8 protein-coding genes are annotated in these 14,485 nt (G+C 51.3%); all 8 read right to left on the bottom strand.

Annotated features, from left to right (window positions below; genetic code table 11):
- Positions 1-29: 29 nt before the first annotated feature.
- The 8 genes from fba to DWY93_RS10075 all read right to left on the bottom strand — a co-directional run bounded on the left by fba (position 30) and on the right by DWY93_RS10075 (position 14,418).
- The gene (gene fba, locus DWY93_RS10110; RefSeq protein ID WP_015552276.1) at positions 30-896 is read right to left on the bottom strand and encodes a class II fructose-1,6-bisphosphate aldolase; all 867 of its coding nucleotides are present in this window, start codon (positions 894-896) and stop codon (positions 30-32) included.
- Positions 897-1,039: 143 nt separating this feature from the next.
- Positions 1,040-2,527 (bottom strand): threonine synthase, encoded by a 1,488-nt coding sequence (gene thrC, locus DWY93_RS10105; RefSeq protein WP_015552275.1) that lies wholly within the window; start codon positions 2,525-2,527, stop codon positions 1,040-1,042.
- A 505-nt stretch (positions 2,528-3,032) separates the two neighbouring features.
- Positions 3,033-5,006: a TRAP transporter permease gene (locus DWY93_RS10100; RefSeq protein WP_117470543.1), complete on the bottom strand. Its 1,974-nt coding sequence runs from the start codon at positions 5,004-5,006 to the stop codon at positions 3,033-3,035.
- Positions 5,007-5,098: 92 nt separating this feature from the next.
- Complete coding sequence (locus tag DWY93_RS17175; RefSeq protein WP_158553043.1) at positions 5,099-5,560, bottom strand: DUF1850 domain-containing protein; 462 nt, start codon at positions 5,558-5,560, stop codon at positions 5,099-5,101.
- A gap of 35 nt (positions 5,561-5,595) precedes the next feature.
- Positions 5,596-6,639 (bottom strand): TAXI family TRAP transporter solute-binding subunit, encoded by a 1,044-nt coding sequence (locus DWY93_RS10090; protein ID WP_117470541.1) that lies wholly within the window; start codon positions 6,637-6,639, stop codon positions 5,596-5,598.
- Between the two features lie 219 nt (positions 6,640-6,858).
- The gene (locus tag DWY93_RS10085; RefSeq protein WP_117470540.1) at positions 6,859-7,956 is read right to left on the bottom strand and encodes an NAD(P)H-dependent oxidoreductase; all 1,098 of its coding nucleotides are present in this window, start codon (positions 7,954-7,956) and stop codon (positions 6,859-6,861) included.
- Positions 7,957-8,149: 193 nt separating this feature from the next.
- A complete protein-coding gene (locus tag DWY93_RS10080) occupies positions 8,150-9,412 on the bottom strand; it encodes a lactate dehydrogenase (protein WP_117470539.1) in 1,263 nt (420 codons plus the stop codon).
- 152 nt (positions 9,413-9,564) lie between these two features.
- Positions 9,565-14,418 (bottom strand): cytidyltransferase-related domain protein, encoded by a 4,854-nt coding sequence (locus tag DWY93_RS10075; protein WP_117470538.1) that lies wholly within the window; start codon positions 14,416-14,418, stop codon positions 9,565-9,567.
- Positions 14,419-14,485 lie beyond the last annotated feature (67 nt).

Below are 14,485 nucleotides of genomic sequence, written 5' to 3'. Positions count from 1 at the left end.
TAACTGCATGATAATGCAAGCTAAACGGCTTAGTCAGCTTTGCCGACAGAACCGAATAACTCCATTTTTGTCTTTACGGTCGCCTTGATCGCTTCTGCACCCGGCGCAAGGAGTTTTCTCGGGTCGAATCCCTTTCCTTCAAGGTCTTTTCCTGCTTCGATGTACTTTCTTGTAGCGTCTGCGAACGCGAGCTGGCACTCGGTGTTAACATTGATCTTTGCTACGCCGAGGGAGATCGCTTTCTTGATCATGTCTTCCGGAATACCGGTACCGCCGTGGAGAACGAGCGGCATATCGCCTACAGCCTCTTTGACAGCTGCAAGTGTCTCAAAGCTTAAGCCCTTCCAGTTTGCCGGATATTTTCCATGGATATTTCCAATACCTGCTGCTAACATATCAACTCCGAGGTCAGCGATCATCTTGCACTCGTTCGGGTCTGCACACTCGCCCATACCGATAACGCCATCTTCCTCGCCGCCGATCGCTCCAACCTCTGCCTCGAGGGACATTCCCTTTTCACGGCAGATACGGATCAGTTCTTTTGTCTTCTCAACGTTCTCTTCGATCGGGTAGTGAGAACCGTCGAACATGATGGAGGAGAATCCAGCATCGATGCACTTTAGGCATCCCTCGTAGGTACCATGGTCTAAGTGAAGAGCTACCGGAACAGTGATCTTCATCTCTTCCAGCATACCGTTTACCATACCTACTACGGTCTTAAAGCCTGTCATGTATTTTCCTGCGCCCTCTGAAACACCCAGGATAACCGGGGATCTCAGTTCCTCTGCTGTCTGCAGGATCGCTTTTGTCCACTCAAGGTTGTTGATGTTGAAATGTCCTACTGCGTACTTGCCGTCTCTTGCTTTCTCAAGCATTTCTTTCGCTGTTACTAACATATAGGCCTCCATTTGAATCGTTATTTTGACAGAACAGCCTGTCCCGCCGGATCTGCCGTCTGTTTCCATTTATATGCGGAGCAGACGCCATCTATTCCCAACAGGTACTGTTGTCATGATAATTTTATTATAACCGATTTACCCTACTTTGAAAAGGTTTGTTTCACAGTTTCTTCCATTTCCTCCGGCTTGCACTGACGGTTGTGGAGGATCTTCGCGTCGCGGATCTCCTCGATGGCCTGCGGGATCTTCACGCCGGAAATGCGCTCCATCTCATCGATCAGGGCGAACTCATCGGCATCCTCTTTCTTTCCGAGGACTGCCTCCATAACGCTTCTGGAGAACTTGTACGGGCTTGCTGTGGACGCGATCACAGTCTTTGTGGTATCGCCGGTCTTCGCCTTATACTGCTCGTAGACGGCTGCTGCAACGCCTGTATGGGTGTCGATCAGGTATCCGGTATCATCGAACACTTTCCGGATCTCCTTCGCATTCTCTTCCATATCTGCGTAGCCTGCGGCAAAGTCCTTCATGAATTCCTTCATGTCCTCAGTGATCTCGTATTTTCCGTTTGTGGAGAGCTGCTCCATCATCGCCTTTGTCTTTGCGGCATCTCTTCCGCAGCTTAAGTAGAGCAGGCGCTCTAAGTTGCTGGAGACGAGGATGTCCATGGACGGGGATGTGGTCAGGATGAACTCACGGTTCTTATCGTATGTGCCTGTCCGGAAGAAGTCATACAGGACCTTATTGTCATTGGACGCGCAGATCAGCTTACCGAACGGAACACCCATCTGTTTTGCGAAGTACGCTGCCAGGATGTTTCCGAAGTTTCCGGTCGGAACTACGACGTTGACCTTCTCATTTTTTTCGATCTCACCGTTTGCGAGAAGCTTCGCGTAGGCGTATACATAGTAAACGACCTGTGGAACAAGGCGGCCGATGTTTATGGAATTTGCAGAGGAAAGCTGGAATCCCATAGCATCCAGTTCTTTCGCGAATTCTTTATCGCCAAAGATCTTCTTTACACCTGTCTGGGCATCATCAAAGTTTCCTTCGATTCCGACTACAGATGTGTTTGCGCCCTTCTGGGTCAGCATCTGAAGCTCCTGAACACGGCTTACTCCGTTCTTCGGATAGAAGACGATGATTCTTGTTCCCGGAACGTCAGCGAATCCGGCCATAGCTGCCTTTCCGGTATCTCCGGATGTAGCGGTCAGGATCACGATTTCGTTCTTCGCATGGTTCTTCTTTGCAGCCGTTGTCATAAGGTACGGCAGAATGGAGAGTGCCATATCCTTGAAAGCGATCGTCTTTCCGTGGAACAGCTCCAGGAAATACATGCCGTCCGCCTTTGCGAGCGGTGCAATCTCCTCTGTGTCGAATTTCTCATCGTATGCATGGGAAATACAGTATTTCAGTTCTTCTTCCGTGTAATCGGTCAGGAACTGTTTCATAACTGCGTATGCCGTCTCCTGATATGTCATTCCGGCAAGCTCGTCCATCGTCACGTCCAACGTCGGGATGCGCTCCGGAACGTAGAGACCGCCGTCATCTGCAAGTCCTTTTAACACTGCCTGGGATGCTGTCACGCCAGTCTCCCCGCCGCGGGTACTTCCATATAATAATTCCATCGTTTTTCCTTCCTCTCTTTACGCAGATACAGTGGTAAACTTTACGGAAAGTGTAGCATACTTTAATGTCGCTTGCAAGATAAAATCAATGAAAACAGGGATCTCCTCATACACAAATATTCCTCACAAAAGTCTATTTTTTATCTCTGTTTTATACTGGAGTAACTATCAATTTTCTCCTGCCTATGATATACTCGTCTCGTTACCCACTCCAATCTGGTGACAGAAAGGAGGTGTAAATTTGGATTATGTTTTTTCTTTTATAGTTGCTGTCATGGCTGGTGTGGTGTGTCACTACATCATCAAATGGTTAGACAGTAAACTGGATCGGTAACTAACCTGTAGATGCTCAACTACATAAAACGAGAAGAAACCCCTCAGAGATGCCGCTCTGAGGGGTTTCATTTTGTGTAAATTTGAACTATGTTCTATTTCTTTCTTAGCCATTATATCATATGCAAATTTCCTTTGCAATATACTCCGATATAACTTTCATCCATTTCTTCTATGCCACAGCCGCTTTCTTCTTTTTCATGATCTGCAGCACCGCTGAAATTCCGACGAGAACGATGCCGACAAGGTCAGTCACGGTTCCAGGAATGATCAGGCAGAGACCGCCGATGATCGAGAGAAGCCGCTCGATCACGTTCAGGTTTGCAAACATGTAGCCTTCAAGACCGGCTGCAACACCGAACAGACCGATCAGGGATGTTACGATGATCGTTACAACACCGAGAACGCCTGTATCGATAAATAACATTGCCGGGTTAAACGCGAAGATATACGGTACGATGAACGCTGCGATCGCAAGACGGGATGCGTTTAACGCGGTCTTCATCGGGTTGGATTTCGCGATCGCGGATCCTGCGTAAGCTGCAAGAGCAACCGGCGGTGTGATATCTGCTACGATACCGAAGTAGAATACGAACATGTTGGCAGCGATCTTGTTGATTCCCATACCGTTTACGAGGATCGGTGCACATGTGGTAGCCATAATGATGTAGTTTGCAGTTGTCGGAACACCCATACCAAGAACGATACAGGTTAACATAGTAAGGAATAATGCTACGATCACGCGGTCACCGGCAACGCCGACGATTGCGGAGATCAGGAGCTGTCCAAGACCGGTCATTGTTACGACACCGGCGATGATTCCGGCAACGCCGCAGGCAACAGCTACGGAAAGTGTATTCTTACCGCCTGCCTCCAACGCGTTGATGAATCTTGTCGGGTTCATTCTTGTTTCTTTATTCGGCATGCTGACAAGGATTGCAAGGGCGGTAGCGATGATCGCTGCACGGGACATCGTGTAGCCCATCATAACCATTGCAACAAGGGCAACTAACGGAATAAGAAGATAACCCTGACGGACAAATAACGGTCCGAATTTCGGAAGCTCATCCTTCGGGATACCCTTTAAGCCAAGTCTCTTTGCCTCAAGGTGTACAGTAATGAAGATACCTGTGAAGTAGAGGAGTGCCGGGAAGATCGCTCTCATCGCGATCTCGCCGTACTGAACGCCTACCATCTCAGCCATTAAGAATGCGGCGGCGCCCATGATCGGCGGCATGATCTGTCCACCGGTGGAGGAAGCTGCCTCAACGGCACCTGCGAATTCGCCCTGATAACCGGTCTTCTTCATTAACGGGATCGTTACGGAACCGGTCGTTACTGTATTACCAACGGAGCTTCCGGATACCATACCGCAGAGAGCAGAGGAGATAACCGCTACCTTTGCCGGTCCGCCTGTGGAAGCGCCTGCCAAGGAGTTTGCTAACTGAATGAAGAATTCAGAAATACCGGTCGCCTCAAGGAAAGCGCCGAACAGGATAAACAGTGCGATATACGTGGAGCAGACACCAATCGGAGTACCGATAACACCACTCGTCGTATAGAACAGGTTGTAAACGATGGACTTTAAGACTACCGCGAAGGCTCTGCCCTGTCCAAGTCCGTTATAAAACGCGTAACCTACAAAGAATGTCGCCACACAGAGGATCGGAATACCTACAACGCGGCGGCATGTTTCTGCTAAAATCAGGATACCGATCACGCCAACGATAACCTCTGTCTGGCTGATTCGTGTCGCGTGGCCGATAATTGTTTTAAAGTTAAATACGAAATAGAAGTAAGCACCGGCTCCGAGTACCATAAGGATAATATCGTAGATCGGAACGGAATTCTTTTTTGAGCTTCCCTTTTTCATCGGATATACCAGGAATGAAAGGATAATTACAAAACCGACAAACAGGGAACGTCTTACACGCTCATCCCAGTTTGCAAACAGGTTCATATAGAGCATTAAAACTGAAAACGCTGCCAGAAGGAAACGAATGACCTGCTTCGGGGTGCCTTCCCAGATTCGGGTATTCGATTCACGGTCGTACTTTTTCATGATGGCTTCGACGTCTTCGGCGGTACCGGTCTCCACATCAGCCACCGGAGATGTGTTGACTTTCATGTTGTCTTTCTCTGCCATACCAATCCCTCCTTTATATTTCGTTTCCGGCGCTGCCCCTGTATACCCCCTATACAAACAGGCGCCGGATATGTCCGAAACTCTTTTAACGCTTAGAATCCTTTATGTTCACAGGAGAACTCTACTTTGCTGTTTCGTCCGCAGAGATCCCTCAAACTGATTTCTTTTCCGTGAAGTGTGAGTGTGTGGTCCGAGACCGTACCCACAATATATGAGAGATACGGCATTTCCTTGTCAAACCCGGAAACAACCATCTCCCCGTTTTCATCATACGTAAGCGTCTGCCCATCCTCGATCTCTGTCTGCACGCCCGCGCCGAAATTATTGTAGATCGTGCGGATCACGTAGATCTTGTGGTCGCGGATCTCGTAAACGTCCGTCAACGGATACTTATTTACCGAGTGGATGAACGTTACAGAAAACTCATCCCCCTCTTTTACCCGGAAGCGGGCATATTCTGCGTTTGTGTCTCCGTTCCTCAGGACCAGATAGTCTCCGCTTCGTAAGGTATAGGCAAGAGTGGCAGCAATAATTGCCGTGATTATTGCTGCCACTGTAAAGAATCTTACTTTCCTGTTTTTCAAGGTAATTACTTGATTGCTCCTACTTCCTTGAAGTACTTCTCAGCACCCGGATGGAACGGAACAGAAATACCGGAAACCGCATATTCGAGATCAAGCTCTTCGCCCTTTGCATGTGTGGAAGCGATCTCATCTTTGTTATCGAAAATAGCCTTTGTGAGGTTATAAACTGTTTCTTCGGAGAGCTTCGGGGATGCGATCAGAGTAGCTTTGATAGCAACTGTCTGAACATCATCGTCAACGCCCTTATAGGAGCCGCCCGGGATTGCGTATGTTGTGTAGAACGGATGTGCATCCGCAAGCTTCTTCGCATGCTCGTCATCGATCTCAAGAAGGTTGATCGCATTTGTTGTAGCGAGCTCTACGATCGCTGTTGTCGGTGCGCCTGCTGTACAGAAGAAAGCATCGATCTTGCCGTCTTTTAATGCATCTGCGGAATCACCGAATCCGAGGTTGTTGACCTGGATATCATCGAAGGAGATGTCATAAGCCTCGAGGATCTGACGTGCGTTGAACTCAACACCGGAGCCTGCGTCACCAACGGATACTCTCTTGCCCTTTAAGTCAGCGACAGATTTGATATCGCCGGAGGATACGATCTGGCAAACCTCAGCGTAGAGGGCTGCAACTGTTGTGAAATCTTTTGCTGCGCCTTCTTCTGCGAAGAGGTCAGTTCCGTTGTAAGCATAGTCCATAACGTCGTTCTGTACGATCGCGAGGTCTGCTTCACCGTCGTTTACAAGGTAGATATTTGCTTTGGAAGCACCGGTAGACTGAACGTTAATGTTCACTCCGATGTCTTTGCTGTTTAATACATTCGCGATTACACCACCGAATGCGTAATATGTACCGGTGGTTCCGCCAGTACCCATTGTTAACTTCTGGGCATCACCACTCGGGGCTGCTGCGGCTGCTGTTGTTTCAGCTGCTGCTGCAGTAGTGTCAGCTGCGGCTGCTGTTGTCTCTGCCGGTTTGCTGCCGCCGGAACAAGCGGTCAGTACCATTGCACAGGATAATGCGAGTGCCATTGCTGCGGAAAATCTCTTTCTCATATCTTTCTACCTCCTTTTTCTGTTCCTTTGCACAATGTTTCAGCAAAGGAAGCTTACGAACATATTATACATCTCTATTGTTACTTTTGCAACAAATATTAGTAATTTTTGTAAACGTCTGAAATCTTTCAGCTATTCGTTGCTTTTCTCATAATTGCAGTTGTTCACTTCCGTGATGTAAAGTTTTGACGCACAATTGCTTGAAATTCAAAAATTGTATCAGCTATTTTGTGTCTCTTTTATCAGTATATGCGTCATTTTTTCGCTAAATTCCTTGATCCTGTCTTCGATACCCGGAAGCTTCATGGCAGCACCGGCGTTGTTGGCTGTCTCCATCATGCAGAAATTGCCCGGGAGGTAGAAGGTCTTGTTCATATTGAGGGCTGTTACGAGCTGCCCAGCGAGAAGGTCACTGCCGGAATAGCCGGATACGATAATTCCGAACAGGGCTTTGTCGTAGAACCGTGTGGTCCGGAACAGGGCTGTCAGGCGGTTGATAAACGCCGTCATATTCGCGGACAGGGCATCGTTGTAGTTTGGACAGAGGAGCAGGATCGCGTCAGCCCACTTGACCGCCGGGTAGATATTTTCCACCATGGCTCCGCCGTAGAAGCATTTTCCCTGCTCACCAAAGTGCAGGCACATCTGGTATGGACATCCCGAACAGTCCACGAGAGTGCCGTTTCGCAGGTTGATCTCCTGAATCCTGATCCGTTCATCCAGGCACTCCTTTACTTTCTGCCAAATCGCCAGGGTATTGGAGGTCCTGTGGTTTGAGGCGTGAAGGACCAGAAGGTGCGATTCTTCTTTCGGCTGCCATGTTTCTTCCAGAATTTGATGTGCCAGGATCGCAGCGCTCTTTTTATAAGCGCCGAACCGATCGGTGTTCATATTGGCAGCCTGGATCAGGTAGTTATCGAGGGAGGCGGTTCCTTCCACCAGCGGGCGGCCGACAAAGGCACATCCGGCGCGGTTTGCCGCCACCGCAAGCTCTCTTGCCGTCGCTTTCGTGTAGAATTCGCTCTCCGCGTCGATGATCATCCCAGCAGTCGCCCCCGCGAGGACCTGGTCACCGCCCCGCAGCCAGGCGAGAACTTCGTAGTAACCGCGGTTGATGCCATTTCTCCCAAGTGGAACTGCAAACAGGAGTCTGCGTCCACGATATTTGAAGGGATCCTGCTCCAAAATTTCCATATCTTCCACGATCTCGGTATCGATCCCGTCAAGCGCCGCCCTCAAAACCTCGTCCATACGCGACCGTTCTTTCTCCGGGCCTCGTTTTTGCGGATATAGAACTAACAATCTGTCACTCTCCATGAAGTATCACTCTCCCTGATAAATCTGCTTCACTCAATATACATGATCACTGATATTTTTATAACAACGGCTTTCCATCCTCAACACGGCACGTATAAAAATCCCGGCAGTTCTCCCCGACATACGGGAAACCTGCCGGGACAAATCAGATCAGCATTTTTCTATATTCTAGCCTTCGCCGCAGAAACAACCTCTACACGATCTTCGCAAGATTTTCAGCCGCGAACACGATCCTCTCATACAAAGCGTCCGGCAGCGCCAGTGCCTCCGTCTCGAGGCCATGTTCTGTATAGCGGTTCTTCACGCCCATGTAAACGCCGCCGAGAAACACGGAACCGCAGTGCCACTGCTTTCTGAGCGTCATCAGGATCGAGATCGCGCCGGATGAGAACGCCGGGGCAACGAACGGTTTGTAGCCGATGGCGCGCATGTGGAGGTTTGCGGTGACGGTGAGGTTTGTCAGTTCTTTTGAGAGCTCATCGTTGTAGTTTTCGATGGAATCCGCGATAACGAGATCCTGTCCGTGCGGTCCGAAGGAACGGCCTTCCGTCAAAAACTGCTTAAACCTCGGATCACGTTTTGCATAATATGCAGCTCTCGCATTCATAACACCGAGGCCGAATCCCTGTATCTGCTCCGGGAGAAGTCCCATCCAGTCGTACTCTCCTGCCTCATTCTTGTTGCTCTCAAGGAACGCGGTCTTCGCAAGCGGGTCCACCGGATCGGAGACGGCGCAGAATAAGCCCTTAAAGTTCTTTTCTCTCGCCATCTTCGCGTAATGTCCGATGATCTTTGAGTTGTTCTCGAACTGGTACATGCGGACATCCTTGACACCGGAACCGACCGGCGGGATTCCCTTTGAGGCCACGAATACGAACACATCACAGTCAAAGAGGTGATCCTGGTCCACAACGTCCACCTCCGGCATCGCGTCATAGTCCCACGGATAGGCGATCTGGTTCTCCTCAAACTCCCAGCGGGCAGTCACCTTGTCGGAGATATCACAGATTCCGATGGAGGAGATCACATCTCCGCCGAGAAGATGGAGACCTGTTAAGAGCATGCTGCCCACATCGCCGATCGCCAGAACATGGACACGCTTTTTGCCCTCTTTCGGCTTATATGCCAGGATCTCCTCAAATTTCGGGTGGGACGCGTTTACCGCGCGGAGTGTTCCGGCATCGAGCTGCGCGAGGAGATCCGCCGGGAGTTCCCTGGTCTGTCCGTCGTATGCGGACGCATTTAATCTGTTTGTGTTTAACCAGCTGACATCCTCTTTCTCCATGAAGAGTTCTGCCGGATGGTTTACAAGAAATGAGGCGCGGCGGCTGCCAGGTCCGCCGGTAAAGAGCCAGGTGAGCTTTGTTCCTGCTGCCGGTTTCTCTGTTTTCTCATATGGCAGATCACCGTGCGCGGACGCGCAAAACATGTCTCCGATTTTATAATAGGTTACCATAATTTCATTCCCCCTGATTTCCATATTTTACTGCCATGCACCAAAGCCATTCAGGTCTGCCGACCTTACGGCTTTGATACACAGCCCACGATTATCGCAGATCTTCCTTTTAAGCCCTCAGCCTCTCGAAATTCCAGACGGCGTTCAGCATTTTATCCCTTGATCAGAAACTCTTTCATCCTCCACAGCGTCTCCAGATCATTCTCCAGATATACTGACGCCGCCAGGTTCTCATCATACTCCATACAGCTTCCCTTATCCGGGCAGAGCGGCAGGATGACGGCCTCGGAGAGGCGTGAAAGGGTAAGGTTTTTCGCGTACATTTTCCGGTATTCCGCTTCAAGGACCTGGAAAAGATCCCTGGAATTCTCGATACAGCAGGCCGAGAACTCCACAAGCGCCTCCCGGCTGCAGCCGGAAAGTCTCGGCGTCGCGTAGGGCAGAATCATGTTGATGGACGGCTGAAGTCCCGCAACCTTCATCTCCTCACGGCGCACGGTATCGCCACCGATAAACGGATACAGTGTAGACTCCACGAACCACTGGCGCAGGTTCGGCATCGAGTAGATGCTCTCCACCGGCACCTTCAGGCACTGCATCAGGTCGCGGCCGTAGCCGGACAGGACGCCCACGACGACCTTCTTGATCGGGATCCCGTCTTCCCTGAGCTGCGGAACGAGCACCTGGAGCCGGTTCGCCGTGTGGACGAGGTCATCCACCAGGATCACCGGCCGATCGAAGGACTTGATGGTCTCGATCTGGCTTTTTAACGGTGAGTAGTACGGGAACGGCTCGATCGTAAAGCTGTTCAGATCCGGCTCATAGACCTTATCGGTATGCAGCGTCTTCGTCACCGTATTCGGCACAACCTTTCCACGCAGGATCTTACCGAACGGAACGCACATGTTCTTTCCGAGTCTTCTCGGCACCAGCGGCTCTCTCGGAACATCGTTGAGCGCCGTGATCCGGTCCACAAGACGATGATACATGATGCCGGATGACAAGGACAGTACAAGATTTCCCGGATACAGCTTCGTCATAGCGATCTGAAGCTTTTTGTGGTTTTTCTCCACAGCATCCAGAACCGCCGGATTGCTGGCAAACGGCTCCTTGATCGTAGTATCCAGGTTATGCAGGAACATTAACGGCTCATGCATGTCGACCATGTAGATCGTCCGCTTGTCGTTCTCGTCCGCCATATGCGGACGGATAAAGCCCTGTCTCTCCAGCACGTACACGACCTCTTTCGTCGCTGTGCCGCGCTCCGCGACAAACAATGCGAAACTGTAGTTTTTCTCCAACTCTTTCGCCAGCACTTCAACGAGAAGCTGCTGCGGGGCATCGCGGATCACCCCGCTGTCCCCGGTGCCGTCCTCTCTCGCATAGATGCCTGTGATCAGAAGGATCTCCCGGCTGCTCTTTCCGCGGACCAGGTTTGCCAGCTCCATGTCCTTTAAGACGCCGAACAGATCCTCGTTTCCGATCTCCCGGTAGCTCACAAAGCCCGCCGGGCGCTCACCTTCCACGGTATTTCTTAAGATCAGCAGGCGGTCATTCTCCACCTGGATCTTTGTCAGGATCGCCTGGGCGTCCGGATGTCCGTAGAGAACGGTGTTTCCAAGCTCGTCCAGTACCTCACGGTCCCTGCCCGCCGCGTTCTCGAAGGCGATAGCTTTCGCCCGTAAGATCGGCTTGAATTCCGGCTCGCGCAGGTACATGCCCTTGTGGTAAATGTATTCCTGGACTACCGGGTCGATGAGGCTGGAAATATCGCGGTGGTTATCAATATTTTCACGGATCTTCGTGGAGCTGATATCCTCCAGCTCCTGCGGGAGCTCCAGCTGCACGACTTTTCCGGTGATCTGCTCGTAAACCTCCGTCGGATGTGCCTCACCAGGGCGCCGGAAGACGATGTGGTTGAAGGAATGGATGGAATTCTCCTCCGGATCCTTCTTGTAGGAGCTCGCGTTGTGGATCACGTCGGATCCCACAACGATATAGAGTTCTTCTGTCGGGAACATCTCCCTCAGGCGGCGCAGATCCGCCGGGTTCGCGATGTTGACCGGCGTGTTGTCCGGGAACAGATGAACATAAAACTCATCCGCGATGGACATGTTTACGATCTGGCGGCGCACCAGATGCGGCTGGGTCTTCTTCGACCAGGAAAACTCATCAATGGCAAGAAATACGGTAAATCCGAGCTCCTGGATCTTCTTTGCGATCTCCTTGTGGGATAAGGTAAACGGGTCGAAGGTTCCCGGGAAAAATGCGATCTTCTCCCGCGTACTGGTCTCCACCAGACCGCCGAACAACTGGTAGTGGGCGATAAAACGGTCGATATGGGACAGGGTCGCAGCACGGTAGTAGAGACTCAGCTCGCCGCCCTTATTCTCATTTAACAGGAACAGGAGTTTCTTTGCGCAAAGGGAGAACATCCTGCTCTTGTCTCTCTCCGCAAGGATCTGTGAGCCGAAAATATGCTGTCCGATGACAAGCAGTGCCTCCTGGCGGACCTGCTCCCTGTAGTTTGCAAGACAGCTTAAAATCAGGCCGAGAAGCTTCATGCGGCGTTCTTCCGATACTTCCTCGGACTCATGGAAACGGACGGTATACCGCGAATAGCACTCCAAAAGGACTCCTAACGTATCGAGGGCAACGGACACGATCCGTTCATTTCCGTTCGCCAGCAGGATATGCAGACGTTCAATGATGTCATCAAGCTGTTCCGGCGGCAGCCATAAGGCAAACTCACCGAGGTATTCCGGGATGTATTTGGAGAACTCGTACTCTCCCACTTCCAGTCCCTTTAAGAGTTCCACCGCGATCTCATTTCTCTGGTCTGTTGTCAGTAAATGGGCAAGACGCAGGAGCGCGCGGCCCGCGTCATGGCGGACACCGACCTGCTCGCTGACCTTAATAAGGTTCGAAAAGTGCGCGCAGATGTGGAGCAGGTGATCCCTCTTTCCGTGATCGACCTGATCCGCAAGAAGCTTGATATTTACGGACTTCAAGATCCACGGGGTCGCGGATTTTAAGTTTTCAAGGAAGATATCGCTGACCACATCGTGTCCATAGAGAACTTCCCGCTGGGCAGTGGTGTCCAGGCGCAGGTTCGTATAGATCCGGTACTGTAAAAACAGCAGCGTGATCGTTCTCGGATTGATCCGGTGCGCCGCGTCGCAGGCGATCTCGTAGCAGGCGCTTTCCGGCGGCACCGCCTGGGTCAGAACCTTTAAGACGCGGACGGCCGCGATCTGCACCTTCTCATCCGGGTCGTCCATATGGCTGATGGCAAAGCGGATCAGCTGCTCCAGACGGTCTCCTTTGCTGCAGAGGTCCAGCGGCAGGGAAAAAATGCAGTCCAGCAGGTAAAATACCGGGTCTCCCACCAGCCGGTGATGGCCGTCAAACCACTTCACGAACACGGTAAACAGCTCTTCCCGGACCTTCTCGGAGCTTCGCTCCATAGCGGATACCATGATAAATTTTAAGGAGTTCTGGATCCTGTGCTTCTGCTGGATCGTCAGGCGGTAGTCCGGACACACCAGCTGTCCAAGGTACTCCTCCCAGAGTGTCAGAGCCGTCTTGTCATCCGGGTCCGGCATGTTTTTCGGCAGCTCCTTCCGGTAACCGGCATTGAAATCTGCGAACATTTTTCCGATCAGTGCCGCCGCCTGTCTGCGGATATCGCCCTCACGGTTTAAGAGGAGCTCGTACAGGAAGCTGATGGTCTGCTCTTTCTGGCGGTGGTTCAGGTGGATCGAATATTCGTTGAACATGTTTAAGTAGGCGCGGACATTCTTCCAGTCTTTTTCGCTCCGGGCCGCCTCCAGGATGTTTCCGAACTGGCGCTCGGTGCCGAGGCGGTGCATGACATCGATGTTGTGCTCGATTCCCCAGAACACGTAGGAACGGACGATCTGTTTTCCGGACTGCAGAACGATATCCACCGTTTTTTCTGCCGGGTCCGGATTCCCTGTGAGGTCCACATCCACGCCTTTGTAGCGCATGTAACGCTCAAATTCGTAAAGGCGGGAGTAAACGACGCGGTAGCGGTTCCGTTTTGCCTCATCCACATTGTCGAGTTTTGAGAGGATGACATCAAAGGAATCTTTTAAGGTGTAGATCTTCGTGATCTCCCGGCCGTCCTCGCCGCGCATCTGTTTTACACGGAAGTCGGCGTAGATCAGCACCAGGGACTCCACGGAGATATTGTCCAGCTCCAGGTCCCAGGTGGAGTGGTTCGCAGCGATGTGGCCGATTCCTTCCATGTGGTAGGCGGTGAACCACTGGTTCGTGTAGTAATAGTGAAGGTACGGGACCCGCTCGTTTGGCTTGCAGCCGAATTTTCCGAGGTCATGTCCCGCCGCCGCGCCGGATGCCAGCGCCAGATCGATGGGCACGCCTGCCTTATAAAGGCCCTGGGCCACCGCCATCGCAACGTAGTGGACGCCTGCGATGTGTCCCAGTGTCTCGAACGGGGTCGCCTCACGGTTTAAGCGCATCATTTCATATACATACTGGTCGCGGAATTCGCGGATAAAGTGGGCATACTCTCCTGCCCGCTCGAAATTCGCGTACTCTTCTTCGGTTAGAAGCTGAAAATCATCGTAGGGATCGAACGGCATGACTTTCCGTTCTTCGTCAAAGAAATACTGGAGTACGTTTAAGAAATAGAGCGCAGACGGCGCATAGGGAGCCGCGGACGCAGAGAAATCCCCATCAGGGTACAGAATGTGGGTCGAATATTTATAGGTGAAGGAGAGCCAGCCTTCTTCCGGTTCATTTGCGAGCTTTTCCATATCTTCGCGGCAGAATTCCAGGATTTCTGCGCAGGAAAAGCGTCTTGTCACCGGGAATGCTTTCCCGAATATTACTTCCCAGTGGTCTTTATTGAAGAGCTGCTGCATGCTGCGGCGGCTGAGACCGATCTTTTTTAAGAATTCTTTATCCGACAGACGGTTTCCAAGCTCTGTCACAAGGTGGCGGATATGTCTGTTATACATGGAAATACCTCCGTTTCGTGGGGTTTTGAGGACGGATCGCACAGAAATTCCGGTCCTGCTGCCGTAG

The sequence above is a fragment of the Clostridium sp. AF28-12 genome (assembly GCF_003435225.1).
Taxonomy (GTDB): Bacteria; Bacillota; Clostridia; order Lachnospirales; family Lachnospiraceae; genus Pilosibacter; species Pilosibacter fragilis.
This window is presented reverse-complemented; position numbering and strand designations above follow the sequence as displayed.